This is a genomic window from Paenibacillus sp. JT22N15 (assembly GCF_059383755.1).
Map to the genome: position 1 here is coordinate 170043 of NZ_JBXENV010000008.1, position 20955 is coordinate 190997.

At 47.6% G+C, this 20955-nt stretch carries 16 protein-coding genes, 1 tRNA gene and 1 pseudogene; 11 read left to right on the forward strand and 7 right to left on the reverse strand.

Annotation, left to right across the window (positions count from 1 at the left end):
- Window positions 1-26: 26 nt before the first annotated feature.
- From AC50X8_RS17425 to AC50X8_RS17435, 3 genes are all read right to left on the reverse strand, one after another.
- Window positions 27-110: transfer RNA gene (locus tag AC50X8_RS17425), tRNA-Leu, on the reverse strand.
- An 80-nt stretch (window positions 111-190) separates the two neighbouring features.
- Entirely contained in the window at window positions 191-925 is a 735-nt protein-coding gene (locus AC50X8_RS17430) for a hypothetical protein (protein ID WP_494880615.1), read from the reverse strand.
- 60 nt (window positions 926-985) lie between these two features.
- Window positions 986-1816, reverse strand: a complete 831-nt coding sequence (locus AC50X8_RS17435; RefSeq protein WP_494880617.1) for a hypothetical protein — start codon at window positions 1814-1816, stop codon at window positions 986-988.
- A 203-nt stretch (window positions 1817-2019) separates the two neighbouring features.
- Here AC50X8_RS17435 and AC50X8_RS17440 point away from each other — a divergent pair, with 203 nt between their 5' ends.
- Window positions 2020-2964 (forward strand): divergent polysaccharide deacetylase family protein, encoded by a 945-nt coding sequence (locus tag AC50X8_RS17440; RefSeq protein WP_494880619.1) that lies wholly within the window; start codon window positions 2020-2022, stop codon window positions 2962-2964.
- On the opposite strand, the gene AC50X8_RS17445 is transcribed toward AC50X8_RS17440, so the two are convergent.
- Window positions 2917-3588, reverse strand: a complete 672-nt coding sequence (locus tag AC50X8_RS17445) for an N-acetylmuramoyl-L-alanine amidase (RefSeq protein WP_081419112.1) — start codon at window positions 3586-3588, stop codon at window positions 2917-2919. The genes AC50X8_RS17440 and AC50X8_RS17445 overlap by 48 nt on opposite strands.
- A 245-nt stretch (window positions 3589-3833) precedes the next feature.
- Here AC50X8_RS17445 and AC50X8_RS17450 point away from each other — a divergent pair, with 245 nt between their 5' ends.
- Complete coding sequence (locus tag AC50X8_RS17450) at window positions 3834-4028, forward strand: YqzE family protein (RefSeq protein ID WP_056041798.1); 195 nt, start codon at window positions 3834-3836, stop codon at window positions 4026-4028.
- Here the strand turns inward: AC50X8_RS17450 and AC50X8_RS17455 are convergent.
- The 3 genes from AC50X8_RS17455 to AC50X8_RS17465 all read right to left on the reverse strand — a co-directional run bounded on the left by AC50X8_RS17455 (window position 4019) and on the right by AC50X8_RS17465 (window position 8136).
- The gene (locus tag AC50X8_RS17455; RefSeq protein WP_494880621.1) at window positions 4019-4936 is read right to left on the reverse strand and encodes a hypothetical protein; all 918 of its coding nucleotides are present in this window, start codon (window positions 4934-4936) and stop codon (window positions 4019-4021) included. The two genes, AC50X8_RS17450 and AC50X8_RS17455, sit on opposite strands and share 10 nt — an antisense overlap.
- Before the next feature lie 157 nt (window positions 4937-5093).
- A complete protein-coding gene (locus AC50X8_RS17460) occupies window positions 5094-6293 on the reverse strand; it encodes a YqhG family protein (RefSeq protein WP_494880623.1) in 1200 nt (399 codons plus the stop codon).
- Window positions 6286-8136, reverse strand: a complete 1851-nt coding sequence (locus AC50X8_RS17465; RefSeq protein ID WP_494880775.1) for a DEAD/DEAH box helicase — start codon at window positions 8134-8136, stop codon at window positions 6286-6288. Before AC50X8_RS17465 ends, AC50X8_RS17460 begins: the two co-directional genes overlap by 8 nt.
- Window positions 8137-8438: 302 nt before the next feature.
- Here AC50X8_RS17465 and AC50X8_RS17470 point away from each other — a divergent pair, with 302 nt between their 5' ends.
- The 9 genes and pseudogenes from AC50X8_RS17470 to AC50X8_RS17510 all read left to right on the forward strand — a co-directional run bounded on the left by AC50X8_RS17470 (window position 8439) and on the right by AC50X8_RS17510 (window position 20933).
- A complete protein-coding gene (locus AC50X8_RS17470) occupies window positions 8439-11204 on the forward strand; it encodes an adenosylcobalamin-dependent ribonucleoside-diphosphate reductase (protein ID WP_494880625.1) in 2766 nt (921 codons plus the stop codon).
- Window positions 11205-12057: 853 nt separating this feature from the next.
- Entirely contained in the window at window positions 12058-12189 is a 132-nt protein-coding gene (locus AC50X8_RS17475; RefSeq protein WP_494880777.1) for a type ISP restriction/modification enzyme, read from the forward strand.
- Window positions 12190-12568: 379 nt separating this feature from the next.
- A complete protein-coding gene (locus AC50X8_RS17480) occupies window positions 12569-13477 on the forward strand; it encodes an ABC transporter permease (protein ID WP_056042076.1) in 909 nt (302 codons plus the stop codon).
- A gap of 21 nt (window positions 13478-13498) precedes the next feature.
- Window positions 13499-14380 carry a carbohydrate ABC transporter permease gene (locus AC50X8_RS17485; protein WP_494880627.1) on the forward strand — a complete coding sequence of 294 codons (882 nt, stop codon included), beginning with the start codon at window positions 13499-13501 and terminating at the stop codon, window positions 14378-14380.
- A gap of 37 nt (window positions 14381-14417) precedes the next feature.
- On the forward strand, window positions 14418-15935 hold the full coding sequence (locus AC50X8_RS17490; RefSeq protein ID WP_494880629.1) for an extracellular solute-binding protein: 1518 nt from the start codon (window positions 14418-14420) through the stop codon (window positions 15933-15935).
- Window positions 15936-16145: 210 nt separating this feature from the next.
- A complete protein-coding gene (locus AC50X8_RS17495) occupies window positions 16146-18413 on the forward strand; it encodes a helix-turn-helix domain-containing protein (RefSeq protein WP_494861889.1) in 2268 nt (755 codons plus the stop codon).
- Between the two features lie 239 nt (window positions 18414-18652).
- On the forward strand, window positions 18653-19321 hold the full coding sequence (locus AC50X8_RS17500; RefSeq protein ID WP_056041782.1) for an NAD(P)H-dependent oxidoreductase: 669 nt from the start codon (window positions 18653-18655) through the stop codon (window positions 19319-19321).
- A gap of 210 nt (window positions 19322-19531) precedes the next feature.
- On the forward strand, window positions 19532-19981 hold the full coding sequence (locus AC50X8_RS17505; protein WP_494880631.1) for a MarR family winged helix-turn-helix transcriptional regulator: 450 nt from the start codon (window positions 19532-19534) through the stop codon (window positions 19979-19981).
- Between the two features lie 151 nt (window positions 19982-20132).
- A pseudogene (locus AC50X8_RS17510) lies at window positions 20133-20933 on the forward strand (glycoside hydrolase family 43 protein).
- Window positions 20934-20955 lie beyond the last annotated feature (22 nt).

Consider the following 20955-nt stretch of genomic DNA (forward strand, 5'->3'; position numbering starts at 1 on the left):
CACGAACCTGTTAGTTGAAGATTTAATGCGGTCGAGAGGACTCGAACCTCCACGGCTGTTACACCACTAGAACCTGAATCTAGCGCGTCTGCCAATTCCGCCACGACCGCACATGCAAAATTTACATTTTTAATTTAGCATGTTGTCATGGGGGAAGTCAAGTTGGCTTTAAGAAGTTGAAATTTTCAGTCTAATCGGTTGCGTCATCATAATAGTAATCGTCAATGTCATTGGCCACGATCTTGAACCAAATGCCAGAGCTTCGGTCACTTTCGATGGAGTAGGTTATTCCAGCTGTCTCAACACTACTTTCCATGTTATACAAATCAACATCAGAATCATCCCATAACAGAGAGATTACAATGTCTTCCACATTCGTATCGATTTCGGATACTGGATTAGCGGCAGCGATTGTAGTATGAATAGTATTCAGAAGATTATTTAGCGTATCTTGCGTTTCATCATTTTGGATGAAAATCGTCACCCCGGGGATGCTCCCGTCATATGGGCTAATAATGCCTGCCAATTTATGAGTTTCAGAGAAGTCATATTGAAAGGAAATTACGCCATCCCCAATATCGGTTAAGGTCATTTCTCCTAATTTTGGCGTTACGTCTAACAGCCGGGCTGCCTCATTAAATTTGGATTGCAACTCCTCCAAGTTCTCCCATATTTTAATAGGAGCGCTTTCCAATGGTGACTCCGTTATCGGCTCCTCATCCAATACATACTCATCATCCAGTTCCTCTTCCATTGTAAAAGCAGGCTCTTCCTCCGCAATCGTAGGAATTGCTTCCGTATTAGAGGTTAGCCCAACCGAAAAAGCCCGGCTTGGGTTGAGCGTCTTATTAATGAAATAGCCTAGCATAATGGAGCCGATTAATAAAAGCAATACCGTCCAAATAATATAAAATGATTTATGCAAAAGATCACGCTGCCTTTATGTAGAATGAGGTGAAAACATGAAATAGAAAAAGCTTTATTTTTAGTTATAGAGGGCAAGCAGCTGTTTCCAAATATGAAATTTCTCGCCGCAGGCAGGGCAATTCGTGTGTCCAGCCAAATAGGGCAGCTGTGCCTTAAGCTGCTCATCCCCCAAACGCTCAGCTCGGCTGTGTACATAACGAAGGCTGGCTTCCGCTGAGCTTGCAGGATCAGCAGGGGTAATATTCACAGGCGCATCCTTGTCGTTAAAAACGGGATCTGCCTTGTACGCGACAAGCTTCTCCCCGCTTTCATCCGGCCAAATGTACGTTTCATGCTCACAAGCAGGGCATGCAGCGACATATTCATCTCCCTCGCTGTGGGTTTGCAGCATATTGGCAACGGCTTGCTCCCCTTGAAAAGCAGCATCTGCGATTGCGATATAACGCTTCTCTGAGTCATCTTTATTAGGCCGCGCATAGTCGGCAATCTGCTCGGACATTTCACTAAACTTTTTAATGGCATCATAATAAGAAAGATAAATATCAGTCCGTACCTTTGCAGTAATATCAGGTACTAATTCCTCAAATTCAGCCGGCATTTCCGATGTTAAATGACAAGAATTGTTTGCTTCGAATAAGCCGCACGTGATGTAAATATCCAGCTTCACTTCCGGATCGTTCGAGAGCCGGGCGATTTCAGCCAAATAAGGGACCGCGGCGTAGGTGCACGGATAAATCGTATTTTGATGATAAAGATGTTCCCAGTAAAGCTCGTCTTTGACCTCTGAGTCATAGTTTTGCGCTAGCTGCTGCAGCATTTCCGGTACAGAATCGGCGAAGCCGTAAGGACCTTCCAGTTCCGACCAAATCGAGCTATTTAAAGCGAGCATAACGAATCGCCTCCTCATAAATAAATATCCAGCATCCTTCCTAGCTATTTTACTATGGAATTGGTGATTTTGGCGATATGTGACAAAGGAAGCAGAATAACGGCGAATTAATTTCCAGCATTCAGCATATTTTGGCGCAAGTTCACAAACAATGAAAGGGAATGAGTGATGACGCGTAGATAGCGAATGAGGAGTGTGGAAGTGTGAACGTGAAGAGAAGCTATTTATGGAAAAAGAAGGCGGTTAGGCTGCTTGGATTAACGATGCTGGTTTTGTCTATGAGCAATGGGACAGGAACCGCTTCCGTTTTTGCTGCCGAGCAGCATTCGCATGCATTCCAGCAACAACAGCAGATACAGCAGCAGCTAGTCTCGGAGACGCTGTCCGTTTCGCAAATACCATCGAATGAAGTGCAATCCCCTGCACAGGAGCGGCGCCACCTTGCCATCGTCATTGACGATTTCGGCAATGATATGGAGGGGACGGAGGAAATGCTGAAGCTGCCGATCAAGTTTACAGCGGCGGTGATGCCGTTTATGCCCTCTACGCAAAAAGATGCAGAGGAGGCGCATCGGCTGGGGCATGATGTCATCGTGCATATGCCAATGGAGCCAAATAAGGGCTTGAAAAAATGGCTCGGTCCCGGAGCCATTACGGCAGATCTAAGCGATGACGAAGTCCGCAAGCGTATCAATGCGGCCATTGACAATGTGCCGCATGCGATTGGCATGAATAATCATATGGGATCCAAGGTGACTGCGGATGAGCGGATTATGCGTATCGTGCTTGACGTTTGCAAGCAGCGCGGGTTGTTTTTCCTCGATAGCCGGACGACCTATAAGACCGTTGTACCGAAGGTATCCAAGGAGGTTGGCGTACCGCTGCTATCCAACGATGTTTTTCTCGATGATGTGTATACGGTGCAGCATATTAGCAAGCAAATGAATGAAGTGCAAAAGCATCTCGCTACGCATGTTACCTGCGTCGTAATCGGTCATGTGGGGCCTCCAGGCAAAAAAACAGCGGCTGTTCTAAGACAGTCGATACCTGCCATGAACACCGCTGTTTCCATCGTCAAGCTATCGGATATGGTGCTGCAATCATTTGGTGATCAGCTTGTATTGCCGAATTCCGGAAGCGATCGCTGATGCGATGTGCAGCTGCTCGCGGGGGTCGGTGAGCATCGTTCGATCATCGCTATTGCTGACGAAGCCCATTTCTACAATAACGGCTGGCTGGTATACGCGTCTAAGTAAATAAAACGGCTTGCCTTCCCTTGGGAGAAAGCGTGTACGCTGCTGGCGATTAAGCGTGTCCTGAATACAGAAAGCAAGCAGGGCGCTTTCTCCGCTGCTCTGATGCAGCACCAGCGGCCCGCGTTCCGAGCGGTCGGGTGTCGAATTGACATGCAGGCTGACGAGCAGCTGCGTAGGAATTTCCTCAGTAAGCTGCCGCCGTTGCGACAAATCGCGCCGATGACGGGAGCCGCTAATATGCCAGCGATTATCGTCGCTAAGCGCATAATCGTCCGTGCGATTCAGCACGGCGGTAATGCCTTGGCTGTTTAGAAGCAAATAAAGCTTTTTGGCTACAGCAAGGTTAATGTCTTTTTCCACTACGCCTCCAGCTGTTGCACCGCCATCTATGCCGCCATGTCCTGCATCAATGAGTACGACGGAAGAAGGCATAGTCCAATGCCCAGCATGTGGGGCGGATTGTTGGGAGGGTGGAGCCGCATCGTCTTTTGAAGCGTTATGTTCTTCTGCTGCCATTGATGCGGAATGGGCAGGAAGGCAGAAGAGCAGTGTAATGATCAAACATCTAAAGCAAGCAAGCACATGCCATCCTCCTTTTGAAAGGCTTTTTTCTTAGCTATATCGTGGCTCAATGGAGGAAATCTCATGCATGTTTATGTTTGGAGATGACAGGGCAAACTGATATCATCAATGGTTGTGAGAAACAACTGTCCTAAGAAGCGACTGTCTTGATACTTAAGCAAAAAAGGAGAGCGACAGAAATGGCCAGCGGGGATGATTTAATTAAATATGTGACCGTTCAGGTTGTGGAATATATGGAAAAGCCAAAAGGGGAACGCAAGCAAATGAAAGCGTCAGCGAAGGCGATAAGGGAGCCATGGCTGACGCGCTGGTTCGGCTGGGGTCCTGTCAGTCTAATGATGTGGTGGCGGGGAAAAAGCGAGCGTCAGCGGTAAAAGTCGCCTAGCTCAAGAAGCAGCGATAGCGGCACATAACGCTGGCTTTCGCCTAGCTCGTCTGTTTCAAGGGCAACGTAGACAGCGCCGTTATTCCAGCTGTGATAGCCCGTTGCCGACCACACATACAGCATGTCGCCATTAAACCTTGCCGCTGTATAGGTAAGGTGTTTCTTTTTGTCCAAAATGTGCAGCAGCTTTATTGAGCCTTTGGATTCAGCCTTGTCTACAGGAGCATCTGTCAGCCATTGCAGCTTCTCGTAAGGGCTGAATGAGGAATTGGATACCGCTTTGGCAATGCCCGCAGTGGCGGTCATAGGCGTTTGTACTTGAATAAGCTTGAGCTCCTGACTTGCCTCGGCGCTCCAGAGAGAATCATTCAGCGGCAGCGCTTCACCGCTCATGGCATCGGTAAATGCAGTGGACTTGCCGGAAATTTTCCACACGGACAGCAGGGGATGGACATATAGCGGCGTACTCGTAATGGCAGATGGAATGAGTTCAAGCCGCTGAAGCGATTGCTGCAGCGTCGTTAAATTATACAGATAGTCGCCAAGCCCATATTCACCTAAAACAAACCCGCCGCTCTCCGTTGCATGGACAACGAGGTAGCCGACGGTTTTTTTGTGCTGAATAACGCTGGCCATCCAGCTGTGTGTGCCAGGGCCAAGTGCGGATATGCTGAGCGTTGCGCCTTGCCAGCTTTTAAAAGCAGGCTGAGCTGCGAGCTGTTCGGTCCATGCCTTTGCATGGGCGAGGAGGGACGATTGGCCTGCTTGTTCCTGCTCCGGCATGGCGGCAGCTTGCAGGAGTTGGAGGCTGCTTGTCCATAATAAAGCGCTTAATAATAATGCGCCGATCATTAGCTTCCGAATTTGGCTCAGCAATAAATTCACCCTTTTCTTCATGAGGCAGATCGCTAAAGTGGCGAATGCTGCCTATTATTAACTCGCAGCTTCATTATAAAAGGCAGAGCGGGAGAAGGCTGTTGGAATGTGTCAGGCATGCAGCAGCCTGTCCCGTTCTTTTTTTGCCGCAATGGTGCGGATCGGGTCTGATCTTCGTCTATTCGATACCTTCCAGATGGAAAATACCGCAGTTAATGGCGGAAGCCGTCACGCGGGGCTCATATTGCCAGCGAATTTCCGATTGGCGCTGTTCGTACTGCTCGCGTACGCTTTGCTTCAGCTCATCGTCAGCCGCATGCTCAATTAACGGCTCATAATACAGCCGGATGCGTTCCAGCTCCTCTTCCAGCCGCTCGGTTGCGGCGCCTGCCCATTCATAATCGTAGCTTTTCAGCTTGCGTTCGAGCGCCTGCTCCATAATAGACAGCGCCTTGTTAAAGGAAAGGCCATTTTTCGCCAAATGAATGTTCGCGGGCAGGCGCGGCGTGAGCCTGAGGCGCTGAAGCCGATCATGGAACTGCTCGGTGCAATGCCCCGTTGCCAGCGAAATGCCGTAGCTGTGTATTTCCTCGCGCTTGCGGTCGCAGGCGAACTCTACGCGCATATTGATGCCGAGCCAGGCGGTGTAAGGGGTAGAGCTGTAGGGAGAGGCGGCACCGCGTTCCGGTTCTTGAAAAAGAAAGACGTAGCTGCCCTTCGATTTTGCCGCACCAAACAGCTGATCCAGCTTGCGCGAGCCGAAATACATTTCCTCGCGCGGAATGCGCAGCCCCGTCTGATTGATATTGCCGTGCACGAAGCCGAGCGAGCGGCCAAGCGCTGCATCAGCTGCTGCCGCTTGGCCCGTGTCGGCTGCCGCTGTGCTGGCACTGCTATCGGCACTTTCGGCAGGGCCGGCTGCAGGACCAGAACTCGCTGGCGCCGTCGAGGTTGATGCTAAACCTGCCGTATCACCGTGGACGGTTGGACTTGCAATTGTATTTGCGGGGCCTATGCCCGCATCAGGCCTCACGCTGCTTGCTGCACCGGGAAACGCTGCTGCACCTACGTTTCCTGCAGCGCCAGCTACTATGTCCGCCGTCCCAACGGCACCGCCCGGCAAGCGCTGCTGCGCGGGCAGTGTCCCGGCTTGAGCGGCGTCATATTTTTCGCGGTCGGTTACGAGCAGGTAGGTCATCGTCTCGGGAGCGGCATTCGTACGGTCAACGAAGCTCCAGTAGTACGGGCGGTTCGTCAGCTCCCGATCCGCATCAGGAGACAGTTTTACGGTGAAATGGCAGGGCGATTTCTCCAAAACCTGGCACTGCGTCGCCTCCAAATATCGCTGTACAAACTTGTGTACCTGCTTCTCATTCATGTCTAATCTCCACCGTCTGCCCGAGGGCTGTCATTTGTGACACTATTTGCGCGCTTGCCTGCAGCTCAGGGCCTTGCTGCACTTCATCGCGAATTTGCGTAATCGAGGAGGCGAGATCGCTAATTTTCTCGCGCAGCTCCGTTTCGCTGCCGCCTGATTCGAGCAGCATGCGGGCAAGCTGCTGCTCCAGCGAGCCATCCTTTTTCTCAAAACGCTCCAAAATATGATCCAGCTCGCCAATCACAAGCTCAAACATATTAATTTTTTCATGCAGCAAATGCACAATATGCTCCTCTATCGTACCGAGGGTGCATAGGTTGTAAATTTTCACATCCTCGGTTTGTCCAAGCCGGTGGACGCGGCCAATCCGCTGCTCTACGCGCATCGGGTTCCACGGCAGATCGAAGTTGATCATATGGTGGCAAAACTGCAAATTGATGCCTTCGCCGCCCGCCTCTGTTGCAATCAATACTTGGGCCCGGCCGCGGAACAGGTCCATCATCCAATCCTTTTTGCCGCGGTTCATCCCGCCCCTGTAAGGGACGGCAATCATGTCGTGAGAACGGAAATATTGCAGCAAATACTCCTGCGTAGCCCGATACTCGGTGAAAATAATAACTTTATCGTTCATTTCCTTAACGAGCTCAAGCGCCTTCTCCGCCTTCGTATTGGCTTCAATTTTTTTAATAAACTCGACGAGCTCCCATATTTTTGCGCGGACGGGTGAATCCTCAGCCGTCTTTTTGAACATATTGACGAGAGTCAGGAAGACAGCATCGCGGCTGCTGCAAACTTCGCGCTGGAGCGTGACCAAGGACAGCATGCTGCTCAGGTCGGGGCCGCTCTCATCGTAGCGTTCATGCACGAAGGCGGTCACTGCGTCGTAAAGCGCCTGCTCGTCAGCTGACAGCTGCAGCGGAATATTTTTCACAAAACGCTTCGTAAAAGAAATGCCGCCGTCGCCGCGGCGATTGCGGATCATAATGCTGGACAGCGCCGTTTGCAGCTGCTCCTCGTTTTTCGGAAGACGCTTGTCAACGACAAAGTTGGCGGCGAACTCGCTTTGGCGGCCGAGCTGGCCAGGCTTGAGCAGAGTGATCAAATTGTACAGCTCATCCAAATTGTTTTGCACCGGCGTTGCGGTGAGCAGCAGACAATATTTTTTGCGCAGCTCGGTGACGAACTGGTAGTTGGTCGTTTTTTTGTTTTTGAGCTTATGCGCCTCGTCGATGATGACCATATCGTAGTCGGTACCGAGAATGACGTCGCGATGCGGATCGCGTTTAGCCGTATCCATCGAAGCGACGACGACGTCATAATGCCACGTATGGGCTTTTTTCTGGGCGACGGCGGAAATGCCGAATTTCTGATTCAGCTCGCGCACCCATTGCAGCACTAGAGAGGCTGGCACCAGAATAAGCGCACGGCGCACGAGCCCGCGAACGATGTATTCCTTTAGCACGAGCCCAGCTTCAATCGTTTTGCCGAGTCCCACCTCATCAGCGAGAATGGCGCGTCCGCCCATTTCATGCAGCACCTTGCGCGCGGTCGAGATTTGATGGGGCATCGGTTCGAGCATCGGCAGACTGCGCAAGCATTGCAGCTGCTCGAAGCTTTCAATTCTTTTTGCTTGCTCCGCCTCCATCGATAGTTGATATAACGTCCAGTCGTCCCATGGCCCGTTTTTGGCGATACGGTTTTGCAGCTCGTCAAAGGTGGAACGGTCATATTGCAAATCTACGAGCGGATGAAGCTTGCGGGTGACGAGAGCAGCATCTGGAGCGGCGGAAGATCCGTGTAGCGGTTGTTTATTATCTAAAGACAAGGGAGCAGCTCCTTTCATCGTTAAAGCCAATCATTCATCGTCCAATCGAACAAAATGAGTAGGTTGCAATCTTTGTTTCTAGTATGGCCCTTTCATCGCCTATTCATAAGAAAGGGCCAAAAAAAGCGTGAGGACAAGCAAAGGAAAGCGCAGGCTTTGGCCAACGAGAAAATTGGGCGTTTTTGGCTGGAAATGAAGGAGAAACACAATATGTAGTATGTTATAATGATATTTAGACACAATATATCGGATTTGTGGGACACCGTGTTAGCGGGCAAATAGGTGGGTTTTTGCAAATGTGAGGAGAGGCGGCGTTACTTATGGAGAAGAAACAAACCTTAAATGAAAATAGAAGAGGCAGCGGCAGGCTGGAGGGGCTCAGCGAGAAAATTTTTCTCGATCGTTATGCCTGGAAAAATGCTGATTCCAACAGCGCAAAGCCCGGAGACATCGTGCTGGTGCTGACAAAAGATGATCCGAAGTTTCCGACGAAGGAAGTCGGAGAGATCGTTGCCCGTGAGGGGGACCAGGTGGAGGTGCAGCTCCGAAACGGTGAGCGTATAACGGCTGCAGTTGAGAAGCTGACGCTGACCATTGAGCAGGCGCCGGAGGAAATGTGGGATCGTCTGGCGAAGGCGGTGGCCGGAGTCGAGGGCAGCGAGGAGAAGCGGGCGGAATGGACGGAACGTTTTCGCTATATTTTGGACGACTGGAAGCTCGTGCCGGGTGGCAGAATTGCAGCGGGGGCAGGTGCCAGCGAGGAATTAACGCTGTTTAACTGTTATGTGCTGCCTTCTCCGGCAGACAGCCGTGGCGGCATTATGAAGACGTTGACGGAAATGACGGAAATTATGGCGCGCGGGGGCGGCGTTGGCATTAATCTATCGTCGCTTCGCCCGCGCCGCGCCATTGTCGCAGGGGTAAATGGCGCATCAAGCGGGGCGGTATCATGGGGAGGGCTGTTCAGCTATACGACGGGGTTGATTGAGCAGGGCGGCAGCCGCCGCGGCGCCTTAATGCTGATGATCAACGACTGGCATCCCGATGTGCTGGATTTTATTACAGTCAAGCAGACGATGGGCCAGGTGACGAACGCGAATTTATCAGTATGCGTCAGCAACGCTTTTATGAAAGCCGTAAAGGAAGATTTAGAGTGGGAGCTTGTATTCCCCGATACGAAGGATGCACAGTACAACGAGCTTTGGACGGGAGATATGGATGATTGGCGGGCACTTGGCAAAAAGGTGATTTTGTACAAAACAGTCCGCGCCCGCGATATCTGGCACATGATAATTGAATCAGCGTGGAAGTCAGCAGAGCCCGGCGTGGTTTTTATGGAGTATTATAATCAGATGTCGAATAGCTGGTATTTCAATCGGATTACTAGTACTAATCCATGTGGTGAACAGGGCCTGCCGGGCTGGGGTGTCTGCAATCTTTCAGCGGTCAATCTGTCGCGTTTCTATAATGAGCAGCAGCATGATGTCGACTGGGAGGAGCTGGCGAAGGTGACGCGTTGGTCGGTGCGTTTTCTCGATAACGTCATTGACACCACACCGTATCATTTTCCTGAAAATGAAGCGAACCAGAAGCGCGAGCGCCGCGTCGGGCTCGGCACGATGGGGCTTGCGGAGCTGCTGATTAAGCTGCAAATCCGTTATGGCAGCGCGGAATCGCTCGATTTTCTCGATAAGCTGTATGGATTTATGGCCCGCGAGGCGTATCTCGCTTCGACGGAAATTGCGGCGGAGAAAGGCGCTTTTGCTGCCTTTGAGGCAGATAAATTTTTGCAAAGCGGCTTTATGCGAAGCTTGACGTCGCACTATCCTGAGGTTCGAGCTGCTGTAGAGCAGCAGGGCATTCGGAATGTAACGGTGCTGACGCAGGCGCCAACGGGCAGCACGGGAACGATGGTCGGCACCTCGACGGGCATTGAGCCGTATTTTGCCTTTGAATATTTTCGCCAAAGCAGGCTTGGCTATGACAAGCAGCTCGTTCCGATTGCCCAGCAGTGGAAGGATTCGCATCCTGGCGAGGAGCTGCCGGATTATTTTGTAGCGGCGATGGACTTGTCTGCGAAGGATCATATTCGGGTACAGGCGGCAATCCAGCGCTGGGTGGACAGCTCGATTTCGAAGACGGCGAACTGCCCGAATGACTTTACAGTGGAAGAGACGAAGGAGCTTTATGAGTTGGCGTTCGATCTTGGCTGCAAGGGCGTGACCATTTATCGCGACGGCAGCAGGGATGTGCAGGTGCTGTCGACTACGGATGAGAAGGAGAAAAAACAAGAGAAGGAAGTGGAGCTACAGCCGTCACCAGGAGAGGGTAGCGAGGATAAAGCTGCTCGATTGGATGATCATGGTGCCAATGCTATTATTGAGGAAATGGCTTCTCAAGATGCTCCAAGTGCTGAGAGTGTACAGGACGCAGCAGGCCCAATAACAACTACAGCTACAACCGCTGTTAGTCCGAAAACGCTGGACAAAGCATACAAAAATCGCCCGCAGGTACTGCGCGGTGCCACCTACAAAGTAAATACGCCGTTCGGCATGGCGTACATTACGATCAATGATCTCTCCGGCTTGCCGGGCGAAATTTTTCTGAATGTCGGCAAAGCTGGCTCCGACGTGTTCGCCATGGCGGAAGCGCTGGGCCGCGTCTGCTCGCTTTTCCTTCGTTATGGCGATCATGGTCATAAGGTGGAGCTGTTAATCAAGCACTTGAAGGGGATCGGCGGCACAGGTGCGATTGGGTTTGGCGCAAACCGCGTGGAATCGATTGCTGATGCTGTGGCGAAGGCGTTGGAGCAGCATATAGCGGCTGCTGACCTGCAGCAGTTGGATGTGGAACGGTCAGAGGAAAGCCGTGAAGCAGCTCAAGGAACTGAAGCCAGTAAGGGCTTAAAAGTAGTTTCATCCGCAACAGCTGCATCAATAGCGGCTGCTAACGTCATTCCAGACTCAGCAAAAAGACGCAGCAGCGCAAGCTCGCTCGATCTTTGCCCTTCTTGTGGGTCAGCGTCGTTGATTAATATAGAAGGCTGCAAGCAGTGCAGCAATTGCGGGTACAGCCGATGTAATTAAAGCTTTCTTATAGATAAAGTCTTGTTTTATTGTGATTTTGCATAAAAGGTGAGAAATATTCGTCATATATATTGAGATAAGCTAATGCATACACAATGCTATATATTTATGCGTCGATAGATGTGAGTGCATAAACATTCAAAGTGAAAACCAGACTGTAGCGGCAGCACTTAAGCAGCTTCAGGCTGGTTTCATAATCAGGATTAATGGGGTTAGGTTTGCCGATTGGTAGTTAAGGCAGAGGCTTAATTCAAGGTTACAGCATATATTTTTAATAGATAATCTCACATCAACGACACAAGTAGATGAATCGCCTCCGCTCGAACAGGGAGTAATTAATCCATGTACTAATAAGGAGAAAGCACCAATCAGTTTCACTCCCAACTGACTAGTGCTCTCTTTTGTTTCTAAGACAGCAGGTCCATGATTACTGAAGGTATTTCAATAAATCACGCCTTCCTAATTCATCATGTACCAGATCGTTCGTTGATTGGTACTTATTAATCACGTCTTGGAGTACCTGCTTCATTAATACATCTATACCTGTTTTCATTATCTCATTATGTCTTTCAATTTCTGATCGATTCTTTGAGAACACAACGAACAATTCTTGACTTGATAAGATATCTAAATTCATTTTCTTCACCACCTCTCTTAGTATAAGTATTATAAACATACACATCATCGGTAAAAATTACAGTGGATAAAGTGTTTGACCTTGTCTTATCACTTGATGCTCTCTATTTCTAGATGGCAATTCGATCTTGCCTGGCATAATAGTCGTAGGCTCACAAGTGAAATACACATCAATATTTCGTTGTGGTGAATTATTTTTTATACATATAGTAGTACAATTATTTCGAAGGAAGACATTTTTTATTACGTCTATGGAATTTTGCATTCGATTGAATATTATGTACAATTTATCGGTAAGAGATTAACGAGTAGTATCTCCGGTTGCGTTTCAATTTTTTTAAGTCATTGAAGAAATTCATCAACAAAATATTTTAAATCGTTTTGACTCGGTAATCGGGCTCACGTTGCTGGATATGCTTCACTCCACCCAAATCGGTTGTGAGGTTGGGATATGAAATTAAGGGTCTGCGTACTGCGGGCTCTTTTTTCATGGGCAAAAACACGAAAAAGCATCCAAAGACAGCGACCTCAACTAATGACAATGCCCTGCAATTACAGCAGAAATGGCACATAACTGGCCAATTAGATCAAGTAGGGACTATCGACGGCAATTACGGTTGCCCCGTATGATGAGGCTGCAGATTCAATTACATATGCAAAGAAAGGAAGGCAGCAGCATGTTAAAAAGAAATACAGAGTCAGTGCGAGTCCCTGCGCTGAGGACATCCATGTCGTCTACATTGGTCGGCAGACTTATGCGGAATCGGTGGCTCTATATGATGGTTTTCCCCGGATTATTGTACTTTCTTATATTTAAGTACTGGCCGATGTACGGAATCTTCATCGCCTTTCAAGATTTTCAGCCTTTTCTCGGTTTTTGGAACAGTCCATTTGTAGGGTTGAAGCATTTCGAGCGTTTGTTCAGCGATTCCAGCTTTATGATTCTGTTTCGGAATACGCTCATTCTTGCGACTTACAACATTGTTTTTTTCTTTCCGCTGCCGATTATTATTGCGCTTATGCTCAACGAGCTGAGATTGGAATTTACAAAGCGTATCGTGCAGACGCTCATTTACATTCCGCATTTTATGTCTTGGGTTGTTGTCGTAGGTATCTCCTACATGTTCCTGACGACGGAAGGCGGCATTATGAACGAGCTGCTAGTCCGCTTTGGAGGCGAAAAGATTAATTTTCTCGTTAGCAATGAATGGTTCCGGACGATTATTACGGCTGAGGTCATGTGGAAGGAAACAGGCTGGGGCACGATCATTTTCCTTGCGGCATTGTCCGGCGTGGATCCTCAGCTCTACGAAGCGGCCCGGATGGACGGAGCGAACAGGCTTCGCCAGCTTTGGCATATTACGCTGCCGGCCATTCGCAGCACCATCATTATTTTGCTCATCTTGCGTCTCGGCCACTTTCTCGACACGGGCTTTGAGCAGATTTTCCTTATGCTTAACGCCATGAACCGTGAGGTTGGAGAGGTGTTCGATACGTACGTATACTCCGTCGGAATCAGCCAAGGACAATACAGCTTCAGCACGGCGGTAGGCGTATTTAAGTCGATTGTTGGTCTGATCCTTGTCGTTGTAGCCAACCGACTAGCCAAAAAATTCGGAGAAGAAGGCATCTATTAGAGAGAGGAGCGTGAAACCACCATGCGAATTAAACAAAGCTGGGGGAGCCGGATTTTCGATAGCGTGAACGTTGTACTACTGCTTGTGTTCGCTTTAATGACTGTCATTCCGTTCATTTATGTCATTGCAGGCTCATTTGCTACCCAGAAGGAATTGTTAATGCGAGGCTTTATTTTATTTCCGACTGAATTTTCTTTGGATGCATACAAGTACATTTTTTCTACTCAAACACTTGTCAGAAGCCTGCTGGTAACGGTTTATATTACGGTTGTAGGCACGCTGATTAACCTTTTTTTCACATGCTTGATGGCTTATCCTTTAGCGCGCAAGGATATGGATTTTCAAAAGCCGATCTTGATGTTGGTTGTGTTCACCATGCTGTTCAGCGGCGGCATGATTCCGACGTTCCTCGTGGTGAAGGAGCTCGGCATGATCGATTCCTATTGGGCCTTGCTTATTCCCGGAGCGATCAGCGCCTTTAACTTGATTATTATCCGCAATTTTTTTCAACAGCTGCCGGATGGGCTGGAGGAATCGGCTAAAATAGACGGCTGCAACGATCTTGGCATTTTTCTTAAAATCGTGCTGCCGCTATCCATGCCCGCTATCGCGACTTTTTCGTTATTTTATGCGGTTGGCCATTGGAATATGTTCTTTAACGCGGTTCTCTACATTAATGACCATACCAAGTGGCCGATCCAGGTGCTCTTGCGGCAAATCGTCATCCTGGCCTCGGGCGGTATTGGGGACTCCAGTACAATGGAAACGGACTATGTCGCTCCACCGGATCAAGCTGTGAAGATGGCGGTAATCGTGGTCTCAACTCTTCCGATTCTGCTTGTATACCCGTTCTTGCAAAAGCATTTTGCAAAAGGGGTATTGCTAGGCTCGGTTAAGGGATGAAGATATAATAGTATTTAGATAAAGGGAGGATGCAAGTATGAACAGAAAATATCAAAAAAGAAGATTAGCGAAAGCAGGGGCATTGCTGGTCGCAATCGCGCTGACCGTTGCGGCCTGCGGAGGAAACAATGATGGAAATCCGCAAAGCGGCGGCAATTCAGGAGATGCACAAGGACCGCTTCAGCTGACAATGATGCTCCCAACCTACAGTGCGGAGCAAATGCCGGCCAATAGTTCTGTTCTGAAAATGCTGGAGGAGCAAACAGGCGCGAAGCTAAGCGTCTCCTGGGTTCCATCAGCCTCTTATACGGATAAGCTCAGCGCTACTATCGCATCCGGCGAATTGCCAAAAACGTTCGTGGCATTGGAGCCGAAAGCCTCCTACATCGTTAACGCCGCCCGTTCTGGCATGTTCTGGGAAGTCGGTCCGTACCTGAAGAATTATACAAACCTAAGCAAAATGTCGGAGCTCGTCTTAAGCAACGTTTCGATTGACGGGAAAGTGTACGGCTTGTATCGCGAACGTGATCTCGCTCGCTTCGGGCTGATGATCCGCCAAGATTGGCTTAGCAATCTGGGGATTGAAGCGCCTACAAACGTCGATGAGCTTTACAATGTTCTGAAAGCCTTTACAACCGGAGATCCAGACAAAAATGCCAAGCAGGATACGATTGGACTCGCTGTTGGCATGCAAGGAAACAACATCGCAGGGTTCAAAGACATTCTCGTTTATATGGGCGGACCTAACGAGTGGGAGCTTCAGGATGGCAAGCTCGTTCCAGCTCATATGACGCAAGCCTATTTGGATACAATGAAGTTTTACAAAAAGCTGTACGACGAAAAAATCATTAATCAGGACTTCGCAACCGTTCAGGACGGCCGTTCGGTCATGTATAAAGGCCATGCAGGGCTATGGATCGATAATATGCTAGACGGTAAAAACATTGAGGACAACATCAAGAAGGTCGTTCCTAATGCCAAAATCAACTTGCTTAACCGTATCGAAGGATCGTTGGGTGATCGTACGCGCGCTGGTTCTGGTTATCTCGGCATGTATATGATTCCGAAAACAAGCGTCAAAACGGAAGCAGAGCTTGAGCAAATATTGGCATATTTTGATAAAGTGTCTGAGAAGGAAAATCAGAACCTGATGAAGTACGGTATTGAAGGCCAGCAATATAAGATAGAGAATGGCGTGTATACTCCGAGTTCAGATGCGAAGCTCAGAGCAGATATTACCGACGGCGGTCAATTTATGATTCTACAGGATGAGGTCGTCAATTACGGAACAGAGCTGGAGCTGCTTAGTTCGAAATTGTTTCAGGACAATGCGACGTTCGCCGTGCCAAACCCTGCTGCGCCGTTTATTTCAAACACGGATATCGAGAAAGGCAAGGAGTTGTCCAAAATCATTGCTGATGCAACCGTGAAATTCATTATGGGCGCGATCAACGAGGACGATTGGAACGGTGCGGTCAAGCAATGGCTTCAAAGCGGCGGCAGCAAAGTGATTGAAGAAATGAACGCCGAATACGCCAAGCAGGCTGGGAAATGACATAAGAGCAAAGCTCAGAGCCGAATGCAATGAAGCATTAATTAGATCAAGAACAATCAAAACGGAGACTGACTTGCTAGTCGTTTTGCATGAATAATGGATGCGGAAGGTTACAGGAACGTATGGGAAGTCAGGAGCTGCATGATGGCTAAACAAGGAGTTTTCTTGTACACTTTAAGGAATATCAGGAAACGACCAATTGGAGGCATTATGAGATTCCGGTCCCCGTCTTATTTATTGAAGCTGATGCTGTTGTCTATATTAATCGGTACGCTTCCAGTTATTACGCTAGGCACGTTCGCTTATTTTAACGCCTCCAGAACGGTGCAGGAAAAAGTGGACGAGAGCAATAAGCTGCTGTTAAAACAAATGCAGGTGCGTACGGAGCAAACACTCAGGACGATCGATAATTCTGCAACACAGCTGCTCCAGTCGCAAAATGTTACAAGCGCTTTCAATCGAAGTTTATCCAATCATGATTTCCAATTGGTGCAAGAGCTATATAAAGGCATCTCGCAGATTCAAACGTATGAGCTAGGCATCAAGGAAGTGTTTCTATTTAGCCTGAACAACGATTGGATCGTTTCGAGCAGCGGCGTAAACGAGTACAGTTTTCCTGAATTTAGGCCAGTACTAGAATCGTTTTCACGGAACGCGAAGGGCTCGTTCTGGAGCAGCGGATCAGTAGAATTCCCTGATTCGTTCCAGTCCGTTTATTTTGTGAAAAAGTATCCGTTCAACTCTCCCAACCCGACAGGTATTATTTGTGTGGTATTGTCCTCCGATGTGATGAAAAATATGGACGAGTTTTTGAACAGTAAGTTCGGCAGCGCATTTATCGTGGATCAGAATGCCACGATTATTGTTCACCGTGACCACGACAAACTGGGAAGCCGAATCGTGGATGAACCCTATCTGAAATCATTTATCGATACGAATGAAACTATCGGTCAATACGCGACTAATCGGTACGGAGAGGCAGTTACGGTCACTTTTCGTAAATCCCCCTATAACGGATGGAGCTATGTATCCGTCATTTCCAATGAGCAGGTAAACGAGCAAAATAAAATAATCGGCTGGATTACCATGCTCGTATGCTTGATTATTCTGCTCGTAACGCTCATCGTTGCTTGGTTTGGCTCCAAAAAAATGTACAGTCCGATTCAATCCCTATATTCTTCTTTAACAGTTGTTCCTGCAATGAATGAAAAGGTGAAGTCGAGCGGTGAGCTTCAGGTAATCGGCGAACGCGTTGACTATTTGATTCGTAATCAGTCTCTTATTATGAATGAGTTGAAGGGGCAGCAAACGCAGCTTAAAGAATTTTTTATGCAAAAGTTATTTGGCGGCACGATTCAGCCTAATGATTTTTTAGAGAAGCTGAGCTTGTATGGTTTGGAGCAGCCGTGGCCATCTATGTGCGTCGTTGCGATTCAAATCGATACGCTTAAGGATACGAGATACGCGGAAGGAAATCGGGACTTGCTGATGTTTGCTATTAACAACATCGTTGGCGAATTGATTCTTTCCGAGCAAAGGCTGGAGCCGATTGTCAAATCGGACTACCAAGTGACGCTGATCGGTTCCTTGCAGACGGGAGAGCGCTTTAAAGAGCAGATTTTCAACTTGTCAGACGAAATTCAGAAGGCCATATACCAGTACTTGGAGATTAAAATCAGTATCGGTATTAGCCGTCCGTTCGTGTCGTTTGCAGAGACGCAGCAAGCCCTTCACGAGGCAACGACCGCCCTTAAGGCCAGAGTAGGATTAGGGCAGGAATCGATCCTGTTTATTGAAGATGTGCAGCCGCAGAAGAGTCATTTGAACAGATATCCGATTGTGGGTGAGCAAGCCTTGTTAGATGCAATCCGGGTTGGAAATGAGGAGCAGGCAGAAGCCGCTTTGAAGCAATTAATTGGCGAGTTGTTTTGGCCTCAAGAGCAGCATCGTGATTATCAATTGTCATTGCTGCGGCTTCTGATTGCCCTTCTCAAGTTTGGACAGGAGTTATCTATTCCAATGGAGCGGATTCCGGAGGATGAAGCGGCGTTAATTCAGTCGCTGTTCAAGCTTCGAAACGTACAGGAGATGGAGCACTGGTTCTGGTCCATATTCGTGCTGCCATATATCCAGGAGTTAGGCACTCGCCGGGACTCTCAATTCAAGCATATTTCCGATGCAATAATTGATATTATAGTAAGAGAATTTGATTCGGCGCTTACGCTAGAGGAATGCGCTTCGCGCATCAACTATCACCCGCATTATGTGAGCCGTGTGTTCCGTCAGGAGACGGGCATTAATTTCGGGGAATATCTATCACAGCATCGGATTGCTATAGCGAAGAAATGGCTGAAGGAGTCCGACCTGAAGATTGTAGAAATCGCCGAACGGCTGCAGTATAATAATTCTGCCAATTTTATACGTTCCTTTCGCAAGCTTGTGGGCAAGACACCGGGGCAGTACAGAGAGGAAGGATAAAATCGGTTATCAAATGAAGTAATGACTTCGTTTTTTCGCGTAAAGGTGAGGACTGTAATTAAACCAGTCCTCACCTTTTTTGTATCAGAAAGCATCCCCTTTAGCATCCAAAATAAAAAGAACGCTTGTTAACACATCAACAGTTGATGTGTAAACGGTTGATGTATAAACAATATAAAGATTAACGCTTTTAAGTTTTTCAGGCAAATAAAAAAAGCATGTATGGAGGATGGTTCTGTATGAATACCGAAGAAAAAAAACAAGAAATTTTAAAGGCTTATGAATTTAGATTTGCATGTAAAAACTTTGATACAGCCAAACAGATCCCCGATAATGATTTTATATTCATTTTGGAAACGGGCAGATTATCACCAAGTTCATTTGGTCTTGAACCATGGAAGTTTGTCGTAGTTCAAGATTCTGCGCTTCGTGAAAAATTAAGACCGGTTTCTAGCGGCGCTCAGGGACAGCTTTCGACTGCTAGCCATTTACTGTTTGTTTTGGCTAGAAAACAAAGCGGGCTTAGATTCGATTCTCCTTACGTAAACAAAATGATGCAGGATATTCAACATATGCCGGAAGACATTGCCCGATTTGTTTCCAGCATTTATAAAACGTTTACTGAAACAGAACTTCAAGATGATGACCAGCTCATTTTTGAATGGGCATGTAAACAAAGTTATATTGCTATCGGTAATATGATGACAGCTGCGGCTCAAATCGGGATTGACTCATGCCCAATTGAAGGCATCGACCGAGAGAAGGTGGCTGCTATTTTTGAAGAAGAGGGAATTATTCATAATAACGAATTTGGGGTAGCTTGCCTAGTTGCTTTCGGATATCGGCTAGAGGAGCCTAAACGTCCAAAAACAAGGCAAATCCTGAGTGACATCGTTGAGTGGAGATAAACAAACAAAGTATAATTTAATTAGACGAAGTAAAAGAAGCTGCTATTAGAGCGGCTTTTTTTTATGGAACAGGCATAAGCTATACATGTTTTTGTGGAGCATAGGCGAGCTGCCTAGCTGCTTGTAAAAAAAGAAATTAAGCGGTATAGTGTCTAATACATTGTCAAAAAAATTTGCCAAATATCTATTTAATGAAAGATGGGATGTTTCTTGAAAACAGATTGGGCTCAGGAAGCCGCAATTTTATTCCAAATGTATGGTGTAAACAAAACGATTAATACCTCATTTGATGCCTGCATTAGTATCAGTCAATCTCGTTTTGAAATACTCTCATTAATTTACCAAGAGTTCGAAATCAGTCAAGGTGATTTGCAAAGAAAAGTGACCATTGATAAGTCAGCCGTTACTAGACATATTAAACAGCTTGAAGAAAACGAGATTATATTAAGAAGAAGAAAAGAGGATGATAACCGTATAATTCTAGTCCGACTAATAGAACAGGGGCGACACTTAATTGAAAATGCACAAAGAGAGAAAGAGAGTTTTGCAAGGGCATTGCTCGCTGATATTGGTGAAGAAGAACTTGTTGCTTTTAGGGCAGTATTATCAAAATTAAATAAGAATGTCAAAGAGATTAAGGCGAGCGAATGCCGTCAATAGGTAAATCCAGCCGTTGTGCAGCTTATTTTTCCTATTTCAAGAAACCTGTATACTGTTCAGGCTTGCAAGATCTATATTCGAAGGGGTGCACCCAAATTGCGGTTCTACGCACTTTATTGAATTAGGTCTTTTTTTGCTGCAAATTTCATCAATGCAATTTCTGAACGATTTATTAAAGGCGTATTTGCTTCGTAGCATCGACGGCAACAAATTCTATTTAATGGCTACTGATCTTAGTATCTATCATCGCGGCGGTTGGCAAGGGTCTCAAGCAACGGTCACTGGAAGCCGCTCCCTCATGATTTGGGAGTCGTCCGATCTGGTAAATTGGTCTGAGCCTCGAATGGTTAAGGTCGCTCCAAAGGAAGCGGGCTGTGCCTGGGCGCCGGAAGCGATCTATGATGAAGAGGAAGATGATTACCTGGTTTTCTGGGCTTCCAGCATGGTGTCCAGTAACGGCAAGGAAAAAGGATTGCACATCTACGCCAGCAAAACACGGGATTTTCGAACCTTTACACCTTCTGAACTGTACATCACTCGAGGTGAAGAGCGTACGATTATCGACACCACTATTATTAAAGCAGGCGGTATGTATTATCGAGCTTCGGGCGATGGGCAAATCACGATCGAATCCAGCGAGTGACTTATGGGGGAATGGAAAGTTATTTCTACACTTGAGTCATTAGGTCTGGGACTAACTGGAAAGGATGTAGAGGGTCCAGAGTTTTTCAAGTTTAACGGCGAAGAGAAGTGGGGGCTTCTTGTTGATCAGTATGGAACGAATCGTGGCTACTTGCCACTCGTTACAACGAATATCGGCGATACAACCGGGAAGTGCTGGCGGAAGCCGGCGGCAGAAGAATATGCTTTTGGTCGTTTAAAGAAACGCCATGGAACGGTGATGCCGGTCACTCAGAGTGAGTACGATGCTATCCTGGCTAAGTGGGGATGACTAAGCATAAATTTCTTTCTTT

Coding starts and splice junctions, on each gene's coding strand:
- AC50X8_RS17435 (WP_494880617.1), bottom strand. CDS start 1,816: ATGCTCGCTTTAAATAGCTCGATTTGGTCGGAACTGGAAGGTCCTTAC.
- AC50X8_RS17445 (WP_081419112.1), bottom strand. CDS start 3,588: ATGGCAGCAGAAGAACATAACGCTTCAAAAGACGATGCGGCTCCACCC.
- AC50X8_RS17450 (WP_056041798.1), top strand. CDS start 3,834: ATGGCCAGCGGGGATGATTTAATTAAATATGTGACCGTTCAGGTTGTG.
- AC50X8_RS17455 (WP_494880621.1), bottom strand. CDS start 4,936: ATGAAGAAAAGGGTGAATTTATTGCTGAGCCAAATTCGGAAGCTAATG.
- AC50X8_RS17460 (WP_494880623.1), bottom strand. CDS start 6,293: ATGAATGAGAAGCAGGTACACAAGTTTGTACAGCGATATTTGGAGGCG.
- AC50X8_RS17465 (WP_494880775.1), bottom strand. CDS start 8,136: ATGAAAGGAGCTGCTCCCTTGTCTTTAGATAATAAACAACCGCTACAC.
- AC50X8_RS17470 (WP_494880625.1), top strand. CDS start 8,439: ATGGAGAAGAAACAAACCTTAAATGAAAATAGAAGAGGCAGCGGCAGG.
- AC50X8_RS17480 (WP_056042076.1), top strand. CDS start 12,569: ATGTCGTCTACATTGGTCGGCAGACTTATGCGGAATCGGTGGCTCTAT.
- AC50X8_RS17485 (WP_494880627.1), top strand. CDS start 13,499: ATGCGAATTAAACAAAGCTGGGGGAGCCGGATTTTCGATAGCGTGAAC.
- AC50X8_RS17490 (WP_494880629.1), top strand. CDS start 14,418: ATGAACAGAAAATATCAAAAAAGAAGATTAGCGAAAGCAGGGGCATTG.
- AC50X8_RS17495 (WP_494861889.1), top strand. CDS start 16,146: ATGAGATTCCGGTCCCCGTCTTATTTATTGAAGCTGATGCTGTTGTCT.
- AC50X8_RS17500 (WP_056041782.1), top strand. CDS start 18,653: ATGAATACCGAAGAAAAAAAACAAGAAATTTTAAAGGCTTATGAATTT.